22 protein-coding genes and 1 pseudogene are annotated in these 22529 nt (G+C 68.2%); 6 read left to right on the forward strand and 17 right to left on the reverse strand.

Annotated elements, in window-relative coordinates; genetic code table 11:
- Positions 1–76: 76 nt before the first annotated feature.
- The 3 genes from FJ657_RS17170 to FJ657_RS03770 all read left to right on the forward strand — a co-directional run bounded on the left by FJ657_RS17170 (position 77) and on the right by FJ657_RS03770 (position 3609).
- Complete coding sequence (locus FJ657_RS17170; RefSeq protein ID WP_141162301.1) at positions 77–2332, forward strand: MMPL family transporter; 2256 nt, start codon at positions 77–79, stop codon at positions 2330–2332.
- A gap of 87 nt (positions 2333–2419) precedes the next feature.
- Positions 2420–3022 (forward strand): hypothetical protein, encoded by a 603-nt coding sequence (locus FJ657_RS03765; RefSeq protein ID WP_141162302.1) that lies wholly within the window; start codon positions 2420–2422, stop codon positions 3020–3022.
- A gap of 161 nt (positions 3023–3183) precedes the next feature.
- Positions 3184–3609: a DUF6069 family protein gene (locus FJ657_RS03770; protein WP_141162303.1), complete on the forward strand. Its 426-nt coding sequence runs from the start codon at positions 3184–3186 to the stop codon at positions 3607–3609.
- Between the two features lie 131 nt (positions 3610–3740).
- Here FJ657_RS03770 and FJ657_RS03775 read toward each other — a convergent pair whose 3' ends face one another.
- Complete coding sequence (locus FJ657_RS03775) at positions 3741–4790, reverse strand: zinc-binding dehydrogenase (RefSeq protein ID WP_141162304.1); 1050 nt, start codon at positions 4788–4790, stop codon at positions 3741–3743.
- Positions 4791–4893: 103 nt separating this feature from the next.
- Between FJ657_RS03775 and FJ657_RS03780 the strand changes: the two genes are divergently transcribed.
- Entirely contained in the window at positions 4894–5490 is a 597-nt protein-coding gene (locus tag FJ657_RS03780; RefSeq protein ID WP_141162305.1) for a TetR/AcrR family transcriptional regulator, read from the forward strand.
- A 215-nt stretch (positions 5491–5705) separates the two neighbouring features.
- Here FJ657_RS03780 and gap read toward each other — a convergent pair whose 3' ends face one another.
- From gap to FJ657_RS17285, 3 genes are all read right to left on the reverse strand, one after another.
- Entirely contained in the window at positions 5706–6710 is a 1005-nt protein-coding gene (gene gap / locus FJ657_RS03785) for a type I glyceraldehyde-3-phosphate dehydrogenase (protein ID WP_141162306.1), read from the reverse strand.
- 377 nt (positions 6711–7087) lie between these two features.
- Entirely contained in the window at positions 7088–8038 is a 951-nt protein-coding gene (locus tag FJ657_RS03790; RefSeq protein ID WP_141162307.1) for a GlxA family transcriptional regulator, read from the reverse strand.
- 63 nt (positions 8039–8101) lie between these two features.
- Entirely contained in the window at positions 8102–8383 is a 282-nt protein-coding gene (locus tag FJ657_RS17285; protein WP_255447123.1) for a thioredoxin domain-containing protein, read from the reverse strand.
- A 468-nt stretch (positions 8384–8851) separates the two neighbouring features.
- On the opposite strand from FJ657_RS17285, the gene FJ657_RS03800 reads away from it, so the two are divergent.
- Complete coding sequence (locus FJ657_RS03800; RefSeq protein WP_181408857.1) at positions 8852–10093, forward strand: DUF2079 domain-containing protein; 1242 nt, start codon at positions 8852–8854, stop codon at positions 10091–10093.
- Here FJ657_RS03800 and FJ657_RS17545 read toward each other — a convergent pair.
- From FJ657_RS17545 to FJ657_RS03825, 5 genes are all read right to left on the reverse strand, one after another.
- Positions 10090–10686: a TetR family transcriptional regulator gene (locus FJ657_RS17545; protein ID WP_369407395.1), complete on the reverse strand. Its 597-nt coding sequence runs from the start codon at positions 10684–10686 to the stop codon at positions 10090–10092. The two genes, FJ657_RS03800 and FJ657_RS17545, sit on opposite strands and share 4 nt — an antisense overlap.
- A gap of 142 nt (positions 10687–10828) precedes the next feature.
- The gene (locus FJ657_RS03810) at positions 10829–11992 is read right to left on the reverse strand and encodes an ABC transporter permease (RefSeq protein ID WP_141162311.1); all 1164 of its coding nucleotides are present in this window, start codon (positions 11990–11992) and stop codon (positions 10829–10831) included.
- Complete coding sequence (locus tag FJ657_RS03815; RefSeq protein ID WP_141162312.1) at positions 11989–12651, reverse strand: ABC transporter ATP-binding protein; 663 nt, start codon at positions 12649–12651, stop codon at positions 11989–11991. Before FJ657_RS03815 ends, FJ657_RS03810 begins: the two co-directional genes overlap by 4 nt.
- Positions 12651–13838 carry a peptidoglycan-binding domain-containing protein gene (locus FJ657_RS03820; RefSeq protein ID WP_141162313.1) on the reverse strand — a complete coding sequence of 396 codons (1188 nt, stop codon included), beginning with the start codon at positions 13836–13838 and terminating at the stop codon, positions 12651–12653. Before FJ657_RS03820 ends, FJ657_RS03815 begins: the two co-directional genes overlap by 1 nt.
- Positions 13828–14781 carry a hypothetical protein gene (locus tag FJ657_RS03825; RefSeq protein ID WP_141162314.1) on the reverse strand — a complete coding sequence of 318 codons (954 nt, stop codon included), beginning with the start codon at positions 14779–14781 and terminating at the stop codon, positions 13828–13830. Before FJ657_RS03825 ends, FJ657_RS03820 begins: the two co-directional genes overlap by 11 nt.
- A gap of 158 nt (positions 14782–14939) precedes the next feature.
- On the opposite strand from FJ657_RS03825, the gene FJ657_RS03830 reads away from it, so the two are divergent.
- Positions 14940–15275 (forward strand): hypothetical protein, encoded by a 336-nt coding sequence (locus tag FJ657_RS03830; RefSeq protein WP_141162315.1) that lies wholly within the window; start codon positions 14940–14942, stop codon positions 15273–15275.
- Between the two features lie 170 nt (positions 15276–15445).
- Here the strand turns inward: FJ657_RS03830 and FJ657_RS03835 are convergent, their stop codons facing one another.
- The 8 genes and pseudogenes from FJ657_RS03835 to FJ657_RS03870 all read right to left on the reverse strand — a co-directional run bounded on the left by FJ657_RS03835 (position 15446) and on the right by FJ657_RS03870 (position 22433).
- Positions 15446–15934, reverse strand: a complete 489-nt coding sequence (locus FJ657_RS03835) for a hypothetical protein (RefSeq protein ID WP_141162316.1) — start codon at positions 15932–15934, stop codon at positions 15446–15448.
- Complete coding sequence (locus tag FJ657_RS03840) at positions 15909–16472, reverse strand: RNA polymerase sigma factor (protein WP_181408858.1); 564 nt, start codon at positions 16470–16472, stop codon at positions 15909–15911. The genes FJ657_RS03835 and FJ657_RS03840 overlap by 26 nt, the downstream gene beginning before the upstream one ends.
- Before the next feature lie 832 nt (positions 16473–17304).
- On the reverse strand, positions 17305–18681 hold the full coding sequence (dnaB, locus tag FJ657_RS03845; RefSeq protein ID WP_141162318.1) for a replicative DNA helicase: 1377 nt from the start codon (positions 18679–18681) through the stop codon (positions 17305–17307).
- Positions 18682–19100: 419 nt separating this feature from the next.
- Positions 19101–19556 carry a 50S ribosomal protein L9 gene (gene rplI / locus FJ657_RS03850; RefSeq protein ID WP_141162319.1) on the reverse strand — a complete coding sequence of 152 codons (456 nt, stop codon included), beginning with the start codon at positions 19554–19556 and terminating at the stop codon, positions 19101–19103.
- A gap of 14 nt (positions 19557–19570) precedes the next feature.
- Complete coding sequence (gene rpsR / locus FJ657_RS03855) at positions 19571–19825, reverse strand: 30S ribosomal protein S18 (RefSeq protein ID WP_141143768.1); 255 nt, start codon at positions 19823–19825, stop codon at positions 19571–19573.
- A 42-nt stretch (positions 19826–19867) separates the two neighbouring features.
- Entirely contained in the window at positions 19868–20380 is a 513-nt protein-coding gene (locus FJ657_RS03860) for a single-stranded DNA-binding protein (RefSeq protein WP_141162320.1), read from the reverse strand.
- A 117-nt stretch (positions 20381–20497) separates the two neighbouring features.
- A pseudogene (rpsF, locus tag FJ657_RS03865) lies at positions 20498–20848 on the reverse strand (30S ribosomal protein S6); the annotation flags it as partial.
- A gap of 163 nt (positions 20849–21011) precedes the next feature.
- Positions 21012–22433 carry a CCA tRNA nucleotidyltransferase gene (locus FJ657_RS03870; protein WP_141162322.1) on the reverse strand — a complete coding sequence of 474 codons (1422 nt, stop codon included), beginning with the start codon at positions 22431–22433 and terminating at the stop codon, positions 21012–21014.
- Positions 22434–22529 lie beyond the last annotated feature (96 nt).

The raw sequence follows: 22529 nt of genomic DNA on the forward strand, positions 1-22529 counted from the left end.
TGACGCGCCGGCCGCACCCCCGCTGCCCCGAGCAGCCCGCATCCTCGCCCGCCGATCGCGTCGGAAGGAGCCTCGGATGCGCACCCTCGCCCGCCTGCAGACCGGCAAGGTCAGCTCGGTGATCGTGCTCGTCGTCTCCCTCGTCGTGCTCGGCGCACTGTTCGGGCTGCTGCCGAAGTCGTCGGGCGAGACCGCGCCGTCGATGGCGGCGCCCGACTCGGCGGAGTCGTCGAAGGTGACCGCGCTGCTGAAGAAGTTCCCCGACGCGGATCGCTCGACGGCGCTGATCGTGTTCGCGCACGGATCGGCGCCGAAGCTGCGCGGCGACCCGACGACGGCCGACCTGCAGGTCTGGCCCGAGCTCACCGCCGCCGAGCAGACGGCGATCGCCGACCGCGCCGCTGCCCTCGCCGAGAAGTCCCCGACGCCGCAGGCCGTGCGTCCGCAGCTCAGCGACGACGGATCCGCCGCCCTGATCGTCGTGCCCGTCGACGGCGAGAGCACGACCGACGGGGTCGTCGACCAGGCCGCCGAGCTGCGCTCGATCGCCCGCGCCGACCTGCCCGACGGGCTGCGCGTCTGGCTCACCGGCCCGGTCGGCTTCCAGGCCGACACCGCGAACTCCTTCGCCGGGGCCGACCTGCGCCTGCTGCTCATCACGGCCGCCGTGGTCGCACTGCTGCTGATCATCACCTACCGCAGCCCCGTGCTCTGGCTGGTGCCGCTCATCGTCGTCGCCCTCGGCGATGGCCTCGCGCGATTCGTCGTCGCCGCCGTCGCCGCGCAGTTCGACATCCCCGTGGATGCGTCGATCCTCGGCATCCTCTCGGTGCTCGTCTTCGGCGCGGGCACCAACTACGCGCTGCTGCTCATCGCCCGGTACCGCGAAGAGCTGCTCGTCGAACCCGACCCGCGGGCCGCGATGCGCACCGCGGTCACGAGCGCCGGCCCGGCGATCCTCGCCTCGGGCAGCACGGTGGCGCTGAGCCTGCTCATGCTGCTGTTCGCCTCCCTCGCCGGCAACCGCGCCCTCGGCATCGCCTGCGCGATCGGCATCGCGATCGCCCTCGCCATGACGCTGCTGGTGCTGCCCGCGGCTCTCGTCGTGTGCCGACGCGGGCTGTTCTGGCCGTTCATCCCGCGGGTCGCGCCGCAGCGCGCAGGGGCGGAACCGGCGGAGGCGACGTCGGCGAGCGCGAAGGCGGATGCGGCCGCTTCTCGCCCGGATACGGGGCCCGCATCCACCCCCGCTCCGCCCGCCCGAGCCGACGCCGGGCACACCGTCTGGGCGCGCATCGGCCGCGCGGTCGCGCACCGTCCCGCCGTGATCGGCGGCGTCGCGGTGCTGCTCGTCGCCTTCCTCGCGCTCGGCCTGCTCGGCTCGCGCATCGGACTCACCCAGACCGGCAAGCTCATCGGCGACCCCGAGTCGGTTCAGGGCGAGCGGATGCTCAGCGTCGCCTTCGATCAGGGCGGCGGCCAGGCGACGGTGCTCGCGAAGACCGCGGTGGCCGCGGAGGCGGCCGAGCTCGCGACCGGCGTCGACGGCGTCGAGTCCGCTCGCCCCGGCGACAGCGCCGTGGGCTATACGCGCATCGACGTCACCCTGGCCGGCGACCCGCAGAGCGCGGAGGTCTTCGACGGCATCCGCGCGCTGCGCAGCACCTACGCCGACGCCGACGGCCAGCTGCGCGACACCCTCGTCGGCGGCATCGACGCGAACGCGCTCGACCAGGAGACCGCGGCCGCCGACGACCGGGCGCTGATCATCCCGCTGATCCTCGCGGTCGTGTTCCTGATCCTGCTGCTCCTGCTGCGCTCGCTCGTCGCGCCGATCATCCTCATCCTCAGCGTCGTCGCCACGTACCTGGCGAGCCTCGGCGCGGGCAACTGGCTGTTCCAGCACGTGCTCGGCTTCCCCGCCTTCGACACGAGCGTTGTGCTCTACAGCTTCCTGTTCCTCGTCGCTCTCGGCGTCGACTACAACATCTTCCTGTCGACGCGCGCCCGCGAGGAGCGCGTGCACCTGGGCGCCCGCGAGGGGATGCGCGAAGCGCTCACCCGCACGGGAGGCGTCATCACGAGCGCCGGCATCCTGCTCGCCGCCGTCTTCGTCGTGCTCGGCGTGCTGCCGGTCGTCGCGCTCGCGCAGATCGGCACGATCGTCTGCATCGGCGTGCTGCTCGACACCCTCGTCGTGCGCACGCTGCTCGTGCCGGCGATCGCGTTCCTGCTGGGCGAGCGGTTCTGGTGGCCGTCGCACCGGCACGCGCACCGCGCACCGGCGGGGGAGCGCGGCGGCGATCCGGCCGTGCCGCTGGAGGCGCGCTGAGTCGATCCGCTCTCGGGTCCGCGGTCGCGGTTACGCTGAACCGCCGCATCCGACCACGGGAGTCCGGAGCGGCGGGGGAGCAGCATCGTGTCGAATCCGCAGCAGCCGGGCGAGCAGCCCATCCAGCAGGGCCAGCCGGGCCAGGTGGGCCAGCCGTACGGCGGGCCTGAGCAGCCGGGGCAGCCCTCCGGCGCACCGGGGCAGCCGGGCCAGCAGGCCGCCTTCGTTCCGGGGCAGTACACGCCCGCGCCGAAGCGCTCGCGCAAGGGCCTCATCATCGGGCTCTCGATCGTCGCCGCGGTCATCATCATCGGCGGCGCCGTCGCCGGGGTCTTCCTCAGCCGCGCCGTCACCTCGGTGGCCGACGCTGCATCCTCGCCCTCGGGCCTCGCGAAGCTCGGCGCAGAAGCCGCCAACAAGCAGCAGAAGCTCCCCTACGACGTCGACCAGTACACGACCCTCGAGTCGATCACCTCGTCCGGCCCGAAGATCCAGTACACCTACACCGTGCACGGCATCGACCCGGCTGCGCTGACGAAAGACGCCCTCGTCTCCGGAGTCCAGCCGCAGCTCTGCAGCACCTCCGCCACGAAGAAGCTGCTCGACGAGGGCGTCGTGATGGCCTACCGCTACACCGTCGAGGAGACCGGCGACCGGATCGACTTCCAGGTCACGAAGTCCGACTGCTGAGGCCGGTGGTCGGCCTCCGTCGACCGTGACGGGCTGATTCGCGTCGTCCCTCGGGTGTCGCCGACCTGCTCCCCTGGGAGCACGGGCGCACTCCCGGGGGACGACGCGCGTGCGCCACCGCACGAGGAGCATCGAGTCATCCACAGGAAGGGGAGATTCCGATGTCTGCTCTCAGCCCGTCCCGCACCTCCGCCCGTCCGCGCTCAGCGGTCCTCCTCGGCCTGGCCGGCGTCGCCGCCGCGCTGCTCGCCTCGACGCTGGTCGGCACCGTCGCCGCGACGCTCGGCGCCGACCCCGACTTCGCCCCGCTGAAGCCCTACGTCTACCTGACCTTCGCCGCCGTCGGCACGATCGCGGGACTGATCGGCTGGGTCGTCGCCGCTCGCCGCGCCCGCGACTCGCGCCGGCTTCTCACCGTGCTCGTCCCGGTGCTGACGGTGCTGAGCCTCGTGCCCGACGTGGCGCTGCTGGTGCTCGGCTTCATCCCCGGATCGGGCCCCCTCGAGGTCGTCGCGCTCATGCTCATGCACCCGATCGCCGCCGCGTCGGCCGTGATCGCGGGCTCGCGCATCCAGCCCGCGCGCTGAGCCGGGCGGGGTCGGCGTCCGCGCCGGGTCGTCTCGGGTCGGCGTCCGGGTCCGGCCGAACCGGGCCGGGTCGGATCGCCTCCGCGGCGATGCTGCGGGACCGCGCGATCGCGATCCCGCGGCGACGCACGTCACGGAACGAGCACGAACCGCCCGAAGACCTCGCCCGCATCCATGCGACGGTGCGCCTCGGCGGCGCGCTCGAGCGGCAGCACCTCCTGCACGACCGGAGTCAGCTCGCCCCGCACCGCCGCCGCCAGCAGGCGAGCGCGCTCGTCCGCGAGCGTGTCGCGCTCGATCGTGTCGAGGCTGAGCGTGCCGAAGGAGATCGAGCGGCGGAACCCGGCGAGCAGCGCGGCGCCGAACTCCGGCGGCGGGAACCCGCCGACGACCCCGACCGCGACGAGACGGCCGTTCGGCGCGAGACGGCCGATCACGTCGGCCAGCCCGGGCCCGCCGACGATGTCGAGGATGACGTCGAACTCCGAGCTCGCCGTCTCGGCGCTGGCGGCTCCGGCGGCGGACTCCGCAGCAGCGGGGGATGCGGGACGTTCCCTCCCGGTTCCCGAGGTCGAGTGGGAGTCCAGCGGGACGAGACCCCGCCCGAGCACCTGCGTCGCGCCGAGTTCGCGAAGCCGCTCGCCCCGCTCCGCCGAGGATGTCGAGACGGCGACGACCGACGCGCCCGCCCGCGCGGCCAGCTCGACCGCGGCGATCCCGATGCTGCCCGCCGCGCCGCGCACGAGCACCCGCTCGCCCGCCGCGAGGCGCGCCCGTTCGAGTCCGAAGTGCGCGACCGGCGCGGCGCTGCCGAGAGTCACCGCATCCAACTCGCTGAGTCCCTCGGGAAGCTCGGTCACGTCGTCGACACTCGCCGCGACCGCGTGCTCGAGATAGCCGCCGGCGGTGCCGGTGAACGCCCACACGCGTCGGCCGATCCAGCTCTCGTCGACTCCGGTGCCCACACTCTCGACGACCCCGGCGACCTCGCTGCCGGGCACGAGCCCCTCCTCGAAGCCGAAGGTGCCGAGTCCACCGCGCCGGATCACGGCATCCACCCCGCCGACGCCGATCGCCGCGACGCGGATGCGCAGCTCACCCGCGCCTGGCGTCGGCTCGGGCAGGTCGGACAGGTGCATCCCGTCGGGGCTGCCGAAGGTGCGGATGGTGATGGCGCGCATGGCGGTTCCTCTCGTTCGTGCGCGAGGGGATGCGGGGATCCGGCATCCCGGCGCTCGGCGAGGTTAAATGGACGCGCCCGTCCGTTCCGACGAAGTGAGACAGATGACTCTGGAGTTGCCTCAGGCGCCCGCCGTGCTGCGCTCCGACGCGCAGGAGAACCGCGACCGCGTGCTGAGCGCCGCCCGCGAGCTCTTCGCCGCCGACGGTCTCGGCGTGACGATGCGGGAGGTCGCCCGCCGCGCCGGCGTCGGACCGGCCACGCTGTACCGGCGCTTCCCGACGAAGCACGACCTGATGCTCGCCGCCTTCCACGACGAGATGGGCGTGTGCGGCTCGATCATGAGCGACGCCATCGCCGACGAGGATGCGTGGCGCGGATTCTGCTCGGTGATCGAGCGCATCACCGAGCTCAACGCCCGCAACCAGGGCTTCGCCGACGCCTTCCTCGCGACCTATCCCGACGCCGTCGACCTGGGGGAGCACCGCTCGCAGATGCTGCGCGACTTCAGCGGGCTCGCCCGTCGCGCACAGCGATCCGGACACCTCCGGTCTGACTTCACGGTCGACGACTTCCTCGTCATCCTGCTCGCCGGCCGTGGACTCACCCGCGCGCCCGCCGAGCGCCGCGTCGGCGCCGCCCGCCGCTTCGCGCGCCTCGCGATCGACGGCCTGCGGGCGCCGTCCGTCGCCGCCGCCTGACGCCGAGGCGCCTGCGGGCACGGCCTCACCGAGTTGCCCACTTCTGCCGCGATGAAGCGCCGGAACCCGACCGAAGCGGGCAGCTCATCGCGCACATCCGCCGCACATGACGACGACGGGGCCGGTGCGCACACACCCGGCCCCGCCGTTCCTCACCGCGTGTGTCGACGCGATGCGGTCTCGTCAGCGAGCTCGGCTCACCCCGTCAGCTCGGCTCAGCTCGCCGCCAGCATCCCGAGCGTGTCGACGACCCGGTTCGAGAAGCCCCACTCGTTGTCGTACCAGGCGACGACCTTGACGTGGCGGCCGCCGTCGACGCGGGTGAGCTGCGAGTCGAAGATGCTCGACTCAGGGCGGCCCGTGATGTCGCTCGACACGATCGGAGCGGCGGTGAAGGCGAGGATGCCGGCGAGCGCCCCGTCGGCGGCCGCGGCGTAGGCGGCGTTGACCTCGTCGACGGTCACGTCGCGCGCGACGACCGTGTTGAGCTCGACGATCGAGCCGACCGGAACGGGCACGCGGATCGAGTCGCCCGAGAGCTTGCCGTCGAGGTTCGGCAGCACGAGTCCGATCGCCTTCGCGGCTCCGGTCGAGGTCGGAACGATGTTGACCCCGGCGGCACGGGCGCGACGCAGGTCGCGGTGCGGGCCGTCCTGCAGGTTCTGCTCCTGCGTGTAGGCGTGCACGGTCGTCATGAACCCGTGCTCGATGCCGGCGAGGTCGTCGAGCACCTTCGCGAGCGGCGCGAGCGCGTTGGTGGTGCAGCTCGCGTTCGAGACGACCGTGTGGGCGGCCGCGTCGTAGACGTCGGAGTTCACGCCGAAGGCGATCGTCGCATCCGCCCCCGTCGCCGGCGCGCTGACGAGCACGCGCTTCGCGCCGGCCGCGAGGTGGGCAGCGGCGGCTTCGCGCTCGGTGAAGCGTCCGGTCGACTCGAGCACGATCTCGACGCCGAGGTCGCCCCAGGGCAGCTGCGCGGGCTCGCGCTCGGCGAGCACCTGGATGCGGCGGCCGTCGATCACGAGCACGTCGCCATCCACCTCGACCGTGCCCGGGAAGGTGCCCGACGAGGAGTCGTACGTGAAGAGGTGGGCGAGGGTCGCCGGGGCGGTCAGGTCGTTGACGGCCACGACCTCGAGGCCGTCGCCTCCGCGCGCGAGCAGTGCGCGCAGGGTGTTGCGTCCGATGCGTCCGAAGCCGTTGATGCCGATGCGGGTCATGGGGAGGTTCCTTTCGTTGCGCTCCCCACATTCCCCGAGTGGATGCGCGCTCACCCGTGGCGCGCACGTCAAGATCTGCAAGGATCTCGCCACCGTGCCCACCGCCCGCGGTCGATCTCGCGTCGCTGCTCGGCCCTCTCCTCCGCGGGTGGCCACAAATGCACGAGACGCGCCGGTGGGAGCGAGCATTCGTGGCCACCCTCCGTTCTGCGTTCGCCTGGCATCGAGTGGCCAGAAACGCAGGCCGCGCCCGGCGCGTCATCCGCACCTCTGGTCTCTCGCCGCCTCGCCCGCGCTCCACCGCGTCGAGCGCGGGGCTCTGTTCCGAGCGCGGGGCGTCGTCGCCCCGCGCTCGGAACGCAACCCCGCGCTCCCGCTCAGCCGGGGAAGCTGCTCCGGTAGGCCGTCGGCGAGGTGCCGAGGATGCGCTGGAAGTGCCAGCGCAGTCCGGCGTCGGTCCCGAGTCCGACCCGCGCGGCGACCTGCCCGACCGAGAGGTCGGTGCGTTCGAGGAGTTCGCGCGCCGCATCCACCCGCGCCCGCAGCACCCACTGCATCGGGGTGTAGCCGGTGCCGTCGACGAAGCGGCGCGAGAAGGTGCGCGCGCTGACGGCCGCGTGCCGGGCGAGATCGTCGAGGGTCAGCGGCTCGTCGAGGTGTCGCAGCGCCCACTCGCGCGTGGCGGCGAAGCCGTCGGCGTCGCGTTCGGGCACGCTGCGCTCGATGTACTGGGCCTGGCCTCCGCTGCGGTGCGGGGCGCTCACGAGCCGGCGGGCGACGCGGTTCGAGAGCGCGACCCCGTGATCGCGGCGCACGATGTGCAGGCAGAGGTCGATGCCGCTGGCGGCGCCGGCGCTGGTGAGCACGGATCCCTCGTCGACGAAGAGCACGTCCTCGTCGACGTCGATGCGCGGATACCGCTCGCGCATCACGCCCGTGTAGTGCCAGTGGGTCGTGGCGCGGCGCCCGTCGAGCAGCCCGGCGGCCGCGAGCGCGAACGCCCCGGTCGAGATCGCGGCGAGGCGCTTCCCGTCCGCGTGCGCCCGCCCGAGCGCGGCGACCACGTCGGCCGGGGGAGCGGTGTCGGCGGGCTTGCGGTAGCCGGGCACGAAGATCGTGTCGGCCCAGTCGAAGGCCTCGAGCCCGTGCCCCACCGAGTAGGCGAGCCCGTCACCGCCGGCGACGCGTCCCGCCCGGCGGCCGCACACCCGCACCTCGTAGGGCATGCTCGGCCGGCTCGAGAACACCTGCGCCGGGATCCCCACATCGAGCGGCTTCGCGCCGTCGAGCACGAGCACCGCCACCCGATGGATGCCCCGCTCGCCCATGCGCCGAACCTACCGTCTGAGGAGATCAGGCGACTCCGTTCACTCACGCCGCGAACGCGCAGCCTAGATCAGCGTCGCTTCAAATGCTTTCTCGAGATCTGGCATCGCATGCGGACCTACGTATGTGGTTGTTGGGTGTCCGTCCTTCCACAGTTGAAAGGTCGGGAAGATGCTGCCGGCGATGCGCTCGCTCGTGATCGGATTCGACGTGGCTTCGACCGTGATCACCTGCACTCGGGATTCATACTTGATCGCCAAGGCTTTCAGGACCAACTGCGTGTCAAACCAGAGGCGATAAGGGATCGAGAAAGCGGCCGTTCTACGGAGGTTGCGGTGGCGGGGCACGCGCAGTTCGCCGGTGATGACGGCGCCGTGCTCGAACCGCTGGAACGGCTATCTGGCGGACCCTGCGACAGTGGCCGGAGCCTTGGACGCCGCATTCACAGCGGTCATCGACGTGCGTTGAGCAAACGAGGCCGAGAGCAGGGGACCTGGCGCCTCGGATGATTCGTCGGAACGTCGCCAACGTTGCAGAGTAAGTAGAGCCCGCCTCGACAACTCGATATGCATCAGGGATGCTTGGTGGTGAGGGGCGCAACTCGTACATCACCTCTGAGCGAGCTGCGAGCGTGGTACCGAATGACGACGAGCACGAGCTCATCAACGATGTCGCCCGTCCGCGTTGGCTGGCGCTCAGGAGTCCTCGGACGGTCGCCGCTGTTGGTCGGGGCCCTGATCACCGGGATCTTTGCTGCCACTTACACGGTTTTCGCAGTACACCAATGGACTCGATACGAGTCACCTTCATGGGACTTGGGAATCTTCACTCAACTCGCGAAGGCCTATTCGCGTTGGGAGGCTCCGATCGTCCCGATCAAGGGCGATGGGTTCAACCTCCTCGGCGATCATTTTCACCCAGCGTTGGTTCTGCTAGGACCCATCTACGCGCTTTTCCCCAGCGGGCTCACGCTGCTCGTAGTGCAGGCTGTTTGTTTCGCCATATCCGCCGGAATCGTGGCGAGCGCGGCGACAAGGTCTCTTGGCGTGATCCCAGGACTATGTTTCGGCATAACGCTCGGTCTCAGTTGGGGATTGCAGACCGCGGCAGAGGCGCAGTTCCACGAGATCGCGTTCGCTGTTCCCTTGCTCGCGTACTCCTGCAGCGCGCTGGCGGATTCCCGGTATCGCGCCGCCGCCATTGCGGCGGCACCACTCGTCTTCGTCAAAGAGGACCTGGGGATCACCGTCGCGGCGATTGCGGTACTGCTCACATGGCGGTCCCACGATCGGCGGTGGCTCTATCTCGCCGCATGGGGGATCGTCTGGTTCATCATCGCGGTGGGCATAGTCCTGCCTCTAGTGAACTCCAACGGACGGTACGCCTATGGATTCAGCGAGGCCGGCACCGACCCGGTCGCGGCATTGCTGACCGGGCTCACTGCAGGCCCGAAGTACGAGGTCGTGGTCCTTCTCATTGCAGTCACCGCCGGGCTTGCGCTCAGGTCGCCGATCGTTCTGCTGACACTTCCGACCCTGGCGTGGCGTTTCGTTTCTTCGAACGAGAACTACTGGGGAACCACCTGGCATTACAACGCCGTCCTGATGCCGATCATCGTCGTTGCCGCTCTTGACTCCGCGATCAGGCTCACTCACGCCCACGGAGACGCCAGATCCAGGGTGGCAGGCGGCACCGTGTTGTTTGCCCCTGTTGTCGCGATCGGCTTGACACTCGCGTTCCCGCTCGGACAATCACTGCAGCCAACAAGCAATGCGATTCGCGAAGCGTCAGCTGCTGCAGTCCTGAAGCAAGTGACTGCGGGGGCTCGTGTCGAATCCGACATCACCCTGCTTGCCTATCTAGCACCCCGCTCGACCGCGTACTGGTCCGGCAACACGCGCAACCCTGTGCCCGACTTCTACGTTGTCGATCGCGGCCTGCAATTAGATCCTCTGGGTCGTGGCGCCGTCGAGGCGGCGGAGGACTCCCACCCCGGCCAGCGCTTCGAGTTGGTCTACGACAGTGCCGACTTTCAGGTCGCTGCGCACGCGGACTAGGACGCCCGAAGGGAACTGATAGCTTCCGTCCAAACGTGTCCTGCGCCAGCAAGTTCGGTCCCGCTTGCTAGGGCCAGAGCGCAGGCACGAGCAACGAGTCCATCGGCGAATCGATGAGTGTCAACACTTTCGCTGACTTCGCCATCCGCGATCGATTGCTGCAGAGCCCGGACGATCGCCGATCGCCACTCCTCATGAGGATCTCGCCAGCTCCCGGACTCGAGCTCATGCGCAACTCGGACCGCGGCCCGATCCCGCACGTCGCTGGCGATCTGTTCACTGAAGCCAACGCAAAGTCGATCTATCGCGATCAGGCCGCGTGAATGCGCACTCATCACCTCTGCACTCTGATGCCAGGCCTCGGCTCGAGACGTAGCGAGGGCTCTTGCCAGATCATCTTTGGAAGTGAAGTGGTGATACATCGCTCCTTGCGAGAGTCCCGCGCGACGCAGTACACGCATGACCCGCGCACCCGCCAGGCCACATTCTGCGAACTCCTCAGCGGCAGCAAGGAGTAGCGCGTCGTATGTGACCTGCGATTTGGCGTAACGAACCACAGCGGCTCCTCGTGTCGACCGGATCGACTCGGGCACACCGGCGATACCGAGCTCAGCAAGGCCGATCTGTCCGGAAGCGGCCGGGGCAAGTCGGCCACCTGTCTAGATTCGCATCAGGATAGCGCTGCAAACTAGATCGCAAGCCCTTGGGCCTCCGACCGTGATATCGCCAAACCGCTCAGCTGCGCAGAAGCTCTCCCGGATCGAGCCTCGAAGCGGACACAGCTGGCCACGTCCCAGCTGCTGCGCCGACCAACAGCCCGCCTACGGGAACGAAGGCGGTCATCGGTGGCACGACGAGTTCCCACCCGTACAAACGGGTCACGAGTGCTGCAAGCAGCACTCCGAGGATCCATCCGACCCCCGATCCAATGAGCCCGAGGAATGCCGCCTCGAGGAGGAACTCCGATCCGACCCGCGCCCGGCTCATTCCGAGAGCTCGAGCGATGCCGATCTCACGTCGCCGCTCCGAGACGGCTATCTGCATGGTTGTCACGATGCTGAACGCGGTGACTCCCACCATGATCGAAGCGACGATAGACAGAAGATCGTTTGAATCTCCGAGGAGTTCCCGGCGCAGCTCCTCGGGCCTTGATGGAAATTGCACCGAGACTTCCTCCGGCGCCTTGGGGTAGAGCAGACGCGGAATCGCCTTCGCCGCATCAGCGGTGCTTGCTGGTTGCGTGCGTACCTGGACGATCCGATTTGGTGGCAGCAGCTCGAGCCGTTCCGCTGCCGCCGGCGTGAGAATGACGCTGGTCGACAAGGCGGTCCCGGTCGGCCCGTCATGCACGATCGCCGAGACAGTCACCTGTGTGCCGTTAACCATCAACGCCCGTGGTCCGCTCGCGAGGGTGAACCCGAGTTGGCGCGCGAGGCGCGTCCCGATCATGGCGTAACGCGCGTCGCGATTCTGCACCCCGACCACCGGAAACGGTCTCCCCGCCTCGAGAGTCGCCTGGCGGGTTTCGAGTCCTTCATTCGTTGCGACAACGAGGCCGCCTCTGACGGCATCTCCCCCCGTAACGAGTGTGATGTCTGCGCCAGCGCCAGAGGTGTCGGGAAGCACCAGTGTCCCGGCGCTCTGGACGTCGCGAGAACCAAGATTGCTCAGCAGAACGGTCTCGGGGACGTCCCACGCGTCGCCGGGCAGTCCGGCGATCACCACGGAACCCTCTGCCGACGACAATCTCTCCACCAGTCGCGCGGCAGAGGACTGCGTGATAGCTAGGAGGGCCACTACGCTGCCGGCGCCGAGAGATACCGCGACGACCGTGAGTAGATTGCGCTTCCACCTCCGCAGTACTGTCCTCGGTGCGCCTTGCGGCCAACTCGCGCTCATTCCGACACGCGCCCGTCAGCGACCTGAATCACGCGCTCGCACCGATCAGCGACGGCCGTGTCGTGCGTCACGATCACCAGCCCACGATCGACCGCGACGCTGTCCATCAGCAGATTGAGGACGGACGCGGAGTTCTTCGAGTCAAGGTTGCCAGTCGGCTCGTCGCACAGCAGAAGGGTGGGACGCACAGCGAGCGCCCGCGCGAGCGCTGTGCGCTGCTGCTCACCACCGGAGAGAGACGACGGCAGCGCGTGCATGCGGTGCCCGAGACCAACCGCCGCCAGTTGCGCCTCCGCGGTCGTCGCATCTTCGACCGCCGTCAGTCCCTTGGCGTACATGCCGAATAGGACGTTCTCTCGCACGGTGAGGTGCGGCACGAGATGAAACGCTTGGAACACGAAGCCGATCATTGAGCGACGTAGCTGCGTACGCTGACGGGCTTTCGCCCCCGCGACCTCCACGCCGTTGAGCCGATAGCTACCCGTCGATGGGGTGTCGAGGAGACCAAGGATCGACAAAAGAGTGGATTTGCCCGATCCGCTGGGGCCGATGATGGCCACCGACTCGCCGGTCCGCAGCGTCAGATTGACCGCGTCGAGCACGCGGGCAGCGCCGTAGCTGCGACCGACGTCGGTCAACTCGGCAATCGAGTTCGCCATCAGCTGGTCACGGCCGCAGAGTCCAACGATGGCACCCGTACGCGCAACGAGACCTTCACCTGGTCTCCCGTGATCTCGCACACTCCGCCGGCACAGACGCCGAGCGAGATCGGTACTCGCTTTTTCGAAGCGGTCTCGATCCAGAATGAACCGCCAGAGTCTTGGCGTATCGCCGTCGCCTCGATCGTGAGCGCATCTACCGCAGAGGAAGCCAGCACTATCTCGGCCTTCCCGGTCGAGCCCGGAGCAGCGGTACCCTCGGCGAGGACCGCAATGAAACGCGACGTGCCCGCATCACTCCCCCCAGAGCCTGCGGCGGAACCCGAAGCAGCGCTCGTGTCGCCTCCGTCAGCACTCTGGTCGCCTGCGTCAGCGCTCGCAGGTTCGGAGGCGCCTTGAATCGTCGCCGCCACTCGATTTCCGTTGGTGAAGCTCAGATTGACTGTCTGACCCGCCTTAACCAGCGCAGCATCGGCTTTGGCAGGCTTCACAAGCAGCTGACTTTGCCCACCCGAGATCGTGCAGACCTTCCCCGCTGCACGCTGCGACAACCTCCCGCACGTCGTCACAGCGGTGTACGGCCCACCGGGGACGAATACCAGTTCGCTAGCCGGGATGCCCGTCGTCGACGCGGCCGCCTTATCGATCGTTGCCCCGCCCTGGTCGACGGGGAGGAAGCCTCGGTCCTTGTAGAAGGCGAACACCGCTCGCGCGGTAGATGCCCCGTAAGCGCCATCCTTGTCGCCCACTCGATATCCGAGCCGTCGCAACGCTGCCTGGACCTGTTTGACGTCGGTGCCGACAGAGTCGATGCCGAGCGATCGATACGACGGCGTTTGCCCATCGAGGATGAAGATCGGCCGCTCGTTCACTGCGACCACGCTTTGCCCCTCGGGGATTGCGACCCCGCCGAGTACACCTGCGCGAGTGACGACTCCGTCCGCCTCGATGTCGACCGAAAACGAGGGTTCAACGGTGAAGTCACCTTCGACGGTGTCGACGACCGTGCCGCTCTTCACCTCGGTGAATGACTGCGGCGTACGACTCTTCTTCGGCTGCTGATCCTCAAAGTTGAGCACTCCCTGCGCGGCCAGCACCACCGCTGCTGCCGCGGTGATCGCGAGCGCGGTAACCGCACTCGCAGCGACCAAACCGGCGCGACCTCGCCTGCCCGGTTCAGTGCTCATCGATCAACTTCTGCGACCGTTCCAGCGACTTGTCCAGTGTCTCGCGCAAGCCCAGGATGCGATCTTTGTTCTTCGTCAGCCAGCCGGAGGACTTTTCGATGAAAAGCGCCTCGAGGGTCGATGCGATCTTCGCCTTGGTCTGGCATCGGTAGTCGGTCACGGCCAGGTCTTGCTCTTGAGTGGACGGGGCCTGCCCGATGTCTCGATACTTGCCAAACTTTGAAGCAGCGAGTTCGGCAGCACGAAGACCCTCGACCTTGTAGCCGGCCGTCTTCATGCACTGCTGGTACGCGGGCATGAGCTTCCCGAGTTCGCCGTTCACGCCGTCGCGGTAGCCGCTGGCCTGCGAAGTGACGTCATTGACGAAGAGCTCGATCGACATCGCGTCGCGTACCGAGCCATAGACCTCGACGTCAGCCTGGGCCAGGCAGCCATCGGAGTTCTTGCTGAACTCCTGACCGCTAGCAACGGCGTACTTCTCGACCTTGTCACCGGTACCCCGGAGGTCGACGTCGAAGCGATCCTTGTCTGCTGCGTCGAGCGTGATCTCGAACTGATCGAAGACACCGTCGGCCGTGTCTTTGAAGGTCGTGCCGTAGCCCACGTTGCGCGCGGAGTCCTCAGACGGGAACACGCCGACCACACCGATCAGCGTGTTGCGGGTCGTACTCAAGGCCGTGGTGTCGAATCCCACATCCCAGCCCAGAGCTTGCAGACACTCTGACGTCTGGATCGAGTGGGCAATGCTCAAATCCGGGGGCAGATTGGAGAGGTCCTCCACCGCCGCGCGGACATTCGCTGGAACCTTCACCGCAGGGGCAGAGCAGCCGGCCAGCCCGACAACCGCCACGCCGACGATCACCAGGCCCGCGATCGCATGCTGCTTCTTCCTGATCCGGAACATGGTGTTTTCTCCTCGGTCACAGTCGGGCTCGGCGGACATGAGTCTCCTACAGCTATACCAGAACGACTTTTCGGATTCGACGGTTGTGACGTTGTTCGTTAAGCCATGACGAGTCCGAAAGAATTTTCTTGATTAAGGCGGTCAGATCGGTCTACCGTGCAGGCGTCCAGTTCCCTGAGTTTTCTTAAGGAGAAAACATGAACGTCAAGAAGATCACCGCGGCTGTCGGCACCGTCGTCGCGGCGGCTGCCGTCGTCGCCCTGACCGCCGGTCCCGCAAGCGCGGCGCCGCTGAACGTCTACGACCGGATCAACTTCAGCGGCACCCTGATCGGCTCCGGCGTCGGCACGACTGTCGACGTGCCGGACAACCGCACTCGCTCGGCGAAGAACGGCACCTCGCTCGGGTACAGCGCCCGCAACGTCACCGGCCCGTTCTCGAGCAGCGAGGTCGTCTACATCCCCGCCGGCTACCAGCTCGGCAACTTCTCGCCCGCCAACGACGTCGTCGACCACTTCGACCGCGTCGGCTGAGCAAGGAGCCTCACCGGCTCGTGAGCGCGGCGACTGATAGCCCTCGGTCATCGCCGCTCCACTAGCCACATTCAGCCCCCACCGGACGAGCTGCATTGATCGGTGGGGGCTGTTTGCTCCGCGTCGAGAAGGTCGATGGCGACCACCACCACGCACCCAGCCCATTGGTCTCAGCCGTTCGCGATCGAGTCGGGGAGCGTCGACTCTCCCGCCCGCTTCTCGACCACCGACCGGCACTTGTCCACATCGCGCCCAAGCTCTGACGACTTCCGGCCGTCCACGACGAACTCGATCACAACCGCGTCGCCGGGCTCATACTGTCGCCGGGAATCCGCATCCGACAGGACATGGGGCTGCCAGCCCCGGTCGGCGAGACACGCCGCAACCTGATCGGCGTACGCCGGCTTCACGAATGCCCCCGAGGTCACCTTGGTCGGATAGAACGCGACCGACGCGCTGGCCCCGCCGAGGGCAGCCCCGGCGACGACTACGACCGCTGCGGCGACCTGCCACCACCGCGGCCGGCGGACGATACGTCGCAGAACTGAACGGCGCACGGCGCGGAGTCGGGCGTCAAGGTCGGGTCCTTCCGGAGGCGGGTATCCAATTCCCATTTCTTCGCTCCTCTCGTCTCTACTGCTGTTGTTCGGCTTGGTCACGCGCGAGTACCAGTCGCTTCCGCGATCGCTCGACACGCTTGCGTGCTGCCGCTGGGCTGATGCCCAGATCAGCGGCTGCGCTGCCGTACTTCTGGCCATCGATCAGGCACCGAAGGCACAGTTCCCGATCTACCGAGCTCAGGGAGTCGATCTCCTCCATGACCCACCGCAGCTCTTCGAGCGCTCTAGTACGATCGAGGGCGCTCGGGGCATCCACGTCGCTATTGAGCTCGACCTCGCCACGTCGACGCACGCGGCGGTTGTGATTGAAGGCGACGAAGCGGCAAGTCACGAGAAGCCAGGGCAACGCTGACCCAGCGTGGCCGCTCAGATGACGTCGGCGGCGCCACGCCGTGAGAAAGGTCTCTTGGACGACGTCGTCGACATCGCTCGATCTATCGACCATGCCCCAGGCGTATCGGAAGACCGCTCGGTCATACTTCTCCATGAGGTCCGCGAAGGCGTCCTTGTCGCCGCGACGCACGCCGATGATCAACTCATCGTCGGTCTGCGTGGCTCCGCGTTGTTCGTTCTCCATGACCCCTCCACTTACACAGTGTCGCGAACCGGGCCGTTGTGACATGAAGAACCAAATTCGCCGGCCCGACGACTCGCGCGCGGACTCGGAGCTGGGCCACGCTCGGCGTCATCGTTCGTCACCGGCAGATTGCTCTCGCCAGACATAGCAACGCTCGACTGGTCTTCGGCGCCCACTCTCACGCACGTATCGTGAGCCGCTGTCAGCGGTCTACGTGTTCGCGCGTGGGCGAACCGCGAGCAGGTGCTTTAAGTCCGATTGAACTGACCGCATCGAGTCGATCGATACCCGGTTCGGGATCGCACGCCGCACACGGCACGACTTCCCTCCAGAGTGGAGGGCAATGTTTACCGCTGAATTAGCTCAAGGATGCGGCTCGCCTCGTGCGGTTCGGTCAGAACGATAGTCGGAGCGGAGCCGGTGAGTTCTTCGGACGTGGCGGCTGCCCACAGCACGGCCACGGCGGCGACTTGTGCTTCGTGAGCCGCCTCCATATCCGACAGCTGCATCAGGCTCAGAGCCGGACGCGGCTCTAGCGCCAACTCGATCTCGGCGGAATTTGTGCCGTCCCTTCGGAGATCCTTCGTCGCGACGACTTGCCCTGCTGCGCCGTCTACCCGTGTCAACCGAGGTGTTCGATCAGGTTGACCTCGGCTTCCGGTCAGAGTGCGGCATGCCCTTGAGCCGGAAGCGAAGGCGCCACGGCAGGGATAACCCAGCGTGGACGGTCAGATGACGTCAGCGGCCTACCGACATCCGCATCGAGGATCCGACAAGCAGCCGACAACAGCGGGCGGACACCGACACGCTGTCGCGGAACCTACAAGTCCAACTACTCCGGCTGCATGTCCGCGAAGCGGGACATCGCACCCTGGAAGGCGACGGTGACCGTGGCGGTGGGGCCGTTGCGGTGCTTCGCGACGATGAGGTCGGCCTCGCCGGGGCGCGAGCTCTCCTTGTCGTAGGCGCTCTCGCGGTGCAGGAGGATCACCATGTCGGCATCCTGTTCGAGCGAGCCCGACTCGCGCAGGTCGGAGATCGCGGGCTTCTTGTCGGTGCGCTGCTCGGGGCCACGGTTCAGCTGCGACAGCGCGATGACCGGCACGCGCAGCTCCTTCGCGAGCAGCTTGAGCGCGCGCGAGAACTCGCTGACCTCCTGCTGGCGCGACTCGACCTTCTTGCCGGAGGTCATCAGCTGCAGGTAGTCGATGACGACGAGCTTGAGGTCGTTGCGCTGCTTGAGGCGGCGGCACTTGGAGCGGATCTCGACGAGCGTCATGTTGGGGCTGTCGTCGATGAAGAGCGGGGCGTCGGCGATCTTACCGCGCACGTGCGCGAGCTTCGTCCAGTCGTCCTGGCCGACGGTGCCCTTGCGCAGCTTCTGCAGGAAGATGTCGGACTCCGCCGACATGAGACGCATGGCGATCTCGCTGCGCCCCATCTCGAGCGAGAAGAAGACGGTCGTCTGGCGGTGCTTGATCGCGGCGGCGCGGGCGAAGTCGAGCGCGAGCGTCGACTTTCCGAGCGCGGGGCGGGCGGCGATGAGGATGAGCTGACCCGGGTGCAAGCCGTTCGTCATCTCGTCGAGGTCGCGGAACCCGGTGGGCACGCCGAGCATCTCGTCGCCGCGGCCGCTGGCCTGCTCGATCTCCTCGGTGGCCGCGTCGATCGCGACATCGAGCGAGACGTAGTCCTCGGCCTCGACGCCGCCGGAGACGTTGTAGATCTCGGCCTGCGCGCTATTGACGAGATCGATGACCTCGCCCTCGCTCTGGTAGCCCATCTGCACGATGCGGGTGCCCGCCTCGACGAGGCGGCGCAGCACGGCCTTCTCGGCGACGATCTCGGCGTAGTAGCCGGCGTTGGCCGCGGTCGGCACGATGCCGGTGAGGGTGTGCAGGTAGTCGACGCCGCCGGCACGGCTCAGGTCGCCGCTCTTGGTCAGCACGTCGGTGACGGCGATCACGTCGGTGGGCTCGCCGTGCGAGTAGAGCGTGAGCACCGCGTCGAAGATGATCTCGTGCTTCGGGATGTAGAAGTCCACCGCGCGCACGGTCTCGACGACGTCGGCCACCGCATCCTTGCTCAACAGCATGCCGCCGATCGTCGACTGCTCGGCGAGGAGGTCGTGCGGGGGCGTGCGCTCGCCCTTCCACGACTCCCGCGGCTCCTGGTCGGGAGCGGCGAGTCCGAGATGGGCGATCGACACGGGGGAACCTCCTGGTGGACAGGCTAGGCGTCGCCTCCGACATCGGATGGGCGGCGCGACGCACCGAGGAGGAACCGCGCGCGGGGGTTCAGGACGGGGGCGCCGGATCACGATATGAGCGGCATCCGACGGCTTCAATGCGCCCTGTGGATAACGTTGTGGGGAAAACGGCGGACACGCCGGAAAGCTTGTTGAAAGCCTGTGGATACTTGTGGGGAAAGTCGGTGGACTTCGCCGCGCCAATCGTTCTTGATCAGGGATTTCCTTCTTCACACCCTGTGTGGAAGAACATCCCTAGACCGAGGGTTGAGGGTTGGGGAAATCCACCGCCCCGGTGTGGATAGACCTCTTGACAGAGCGCCTTAAACACCAGTAGCGACGAACCCTCATCGGGTGCGTCGCTACTGGTCGGGCGGTGCTTACTTGGCAGCCACCACGTTGAGCGTGATCGTCGCGACGACCTCGGCGCGCACGCGCACCGTGGCCTCGTGCTGACCGGTCGACTTGATCGCCGACGGGATCTCGACGGTGCGCTTGTCGATCGAGCCGATGCCCGCGTTCGACACGGCGTCGGCGATGTCCTGCGTGGTCACCGAGCCGAACAGACGGCCCTCGCGACCGGCGGCCTTCGCGGTGAGGACGACGGGAGCCGCCTCGAGCTTGGCCTTGAGGTCCTGCGCCTCCTCGAGCGTGGCGAGCTCGCGCGCGGCGCGGGCGGCCTTGATCGAGTCGACCTGCTTCTCTCCACCGCGCGACCACGCGACAGCGAAGCCCTGGGGGATGAGGTAGTTGCGGGCGTAGCCGTTCTTGACGTCGACGACGTCACCGGCGGAACCGAGGCCGGAGACCTCGGAGGTGAGGATGAGCTTCGACATGTTCCGAATCCCCCTTAGCGGCCCGAGCCGGCGTACGGAAGCAGGGCCATCTCACGCGCGTTCTTCACGGCGCGGGCGATGAGGGTCTGCTCCTGCACGGAGACACCGGTGATACGACGGGCGCGGATCTTTCCACGCTCCGAGATGAACTTGCGAAGCGTCGCGACGTCCTTGTAGTCGATGACGCCGACGCGCACGGACTTCGCCGGCGCGGCGTTCTTTCCGCCCTTGCGGGGCTTGCGGCGGTCGCCGCTGCTCTTTCCAGCCATTGCTGTCTTCTTTCGGTCTTTACCGGTTCAGGGCCCGAGGGCTCAGAACGGGGTCTCGTCGTTGTAGGAGCCGGGCGCGTTCCACACGTCCTGGCCGCCGGCATGGCCGCCGCCGTTGCCGCCGGAGCTCTGCTGGCCCCACGGCTCGTCGGCCACGGCGCCCTGCGAGCCGCCGCGTCCGCCGCCGCCACCCGCAGCGCGGGTGACCTGAGCGGTCGCGTAGCGGAGGCTCGGGCCGATCTCATCGACCTCGAGCTCGATCGCGGTGCGCTTGTTGCCGTCGCGGTCGTCGTAGGAGCGCTGCTTCAGGCGGCCCTGCGCGATGACGCGGCTGCCCTTGGTCAGCGATCCGGCGACGTGCTCGGCGAACTCACGCCAGCACGAGGCGCGCAGGAAGAGCGCCTCGCCGTCCTTCCACTCGTTCGACGCGCGGTCGAACGTGCGGGGGGTGCTGGCGATGGTGAAGTTCGCCACGGCGAGCCCGCTCTGCGTGTAGCGCAGCTCGGGGTCGGCCGTCAGGTTGCCGACCACCGTGATGATCGTGTCGCCGGCCACGGCTTACTCGGCGTCCTTCTTGGCGGCCTTCGCCGCGGGCTTGGCAGCAGGCTTCGAGGCGGGCTTCGCCTCGGCCTTGTCCGCCTTGTCGTCGGCCTTGCCATCCGACTTGCCCGACGCGGCCTTGCGCGCAGCGCGCTTGTCGTCCTCGGCCTTGACGGCGGCGGCACGGGCCACGGCCTCCTCGGCACGCAGCACCTTGGTGCGCAGGACGGCCTCGCTGAGCTTCAGCTGACGGTCGAGCTCGAGCGTCGAGGCGCTCGTGGCGGTGAAGTTGACGACGGCGTAGATGCCTTCGCTCTTCTTCTGGATCTCGTACGCCAGGCGGCGACGGCCCCAGATGTCGACGTTCTCGATGGTGCCGCCGTCGTTGCGGATCACGTTGAGGAACTTGTCGAGGCTCGGGGCCACGGTGCGCTCATCGATAGCAGGATCGAGGATCACCATCAACTCGTACTGATGCGTCATTCACCCACCTCCTCTGGTCTTGAACGGCTGCAGACGATCTGCAGCAGGAGGGTGTGCATCGCGCCCGCAGACGACATGGGTCGACCCGGGCAACCTCGCAAGGATAGCCGCTGGCCGCCCGTCGCCGAAACCCCGGATCGCGAGGGCGGGATCGAGCGCGGGATCAGGCGCGCGCGGCCCACCACTCCCGCAGGCGGCGCTCGGCATCCTCGGGCTCGAGCGGACCCTCGTCGAGACGCGTCTCGAGCAGGAAGCGGTAGGCCTCGCCGACCTCGCGGCCGGGAGCGATGCCGAGGATGCGCATGATCTGCTCGCCGTCGAGGTCGGGGCGCACCGCATCCAGCTGCTCCTGCTCCTGCAGGGCGGCGATGCGCTCCTCCAAGTCGTCGTAGGCGAAGGAGAGCCGGTCGGCCTTGCGCACGTTGCGCGTGGTGACGTCGGCGCGAACGAGGATGTGCAGCCACTCGAGCACCGGCCCGGCGTCGCGCACGTAGCGGCGCACGGCCGAGTCGGTCCAGGCCGCATCCGTGTACCCGAAGAAGCGCAGGTGCAGGCGGATGAGCTCGGCGACCGGCTTGATCACGTCGGAGGGGAGCCGCAGCTCGCGCATCCGCTTCGTCGCCAGCTTCGCCCCGACGACGTCGTGGTGGTAAAAGCTGACGGCGCCGCCCGGCTCGATGCGCCGCGTCGCGGGCTTGCCGATGTCGTGCAGGAGCGCCGCGAGGCGCACGATCAGCGTGGGCCGGTGTCCGCGCGAGCGCTCGAGGTCGATGGCCTGCTCGAGCACGGTGAGGCTGTGCTCGTAGACGTCCTTGTGGTGGGCGTGCTCGTCCTGCTCGAGTCGCAGCGCGGGGATCTCGGGCAGCACGATCTCGGCGAGTCCGGTGTCGACGAGCAGGCGGATGCCGCGCACCGGCGTCGGCGCCATCAGCAGCTTGGTGATCTCGTCGCCGATGCGCTCGGCCGACACGATCGACAGGCGGTCGGCCATCCGCTCCATCGCGGCGACGGCCTCCGCATCCACGTCGAAGCCGATCTGGGCCGAGAAGCGGGCTCCGCGCAGCATGCGCAGGGGGTCGTCGCCGAAGGAGACCTCGGGGGACCCGGGCGTGCGCAGTCGTCGGGCGAGCAGGTCGTCGACGCCGCCCCAGGGGTCGACGAGCTGACGCTGGGGCAGGCGCAGGGCCATCGCGTTGACGGCGAAGTCGCGGCGCTCGAGGTCGGCTTCGAGGCTGTCGCCGAACGCGACCTCGGGCTTGCGGGTCTCGTGGTCGTAGACGTCGCTGCGGTAGGTCGTCACCTCGACGGTCTGGTCGCCGATGCGGGCGCCGATCGTGCCGAAGGCACGACCGATGTCCCACTGCGCGTCGCTGATGGGCTTGACGATCTCGAGGATGCGGTCGGGCCGCGCATCGGTCGTGAAGTCGAGGTCGGTCAGCGGCCGGTCGAGGAAGGCGTCGCGCACCGGACCTCCGACGAGAGCGAGCTCGTGCCCGGCGTCGGCGAAGGCCTGCGCCAGGCGGGCGACGGCGGGGGACTCGGCGAGGGCGTCGAGTCGGGCGACGGCGGCCGCGACGTTGTGCATGACTCCCAGGGTAGGCGGCGGCCACGGCCTAGACTGGCGCGCATGGTGGCGGCCCGGCAGTGGAGCGCGCCCGCGTGCCCCTGAGCCGGCCGCGGC

The sequence above is a fragment of the Schumannella soli genome (assembly GCF_006517435.1).
Lineage (GTDB): Bacteria > Actinomycetota > Actinomycetes > Actinomycetales > Microbacteriaceae > Schumannella > Schumannella soli.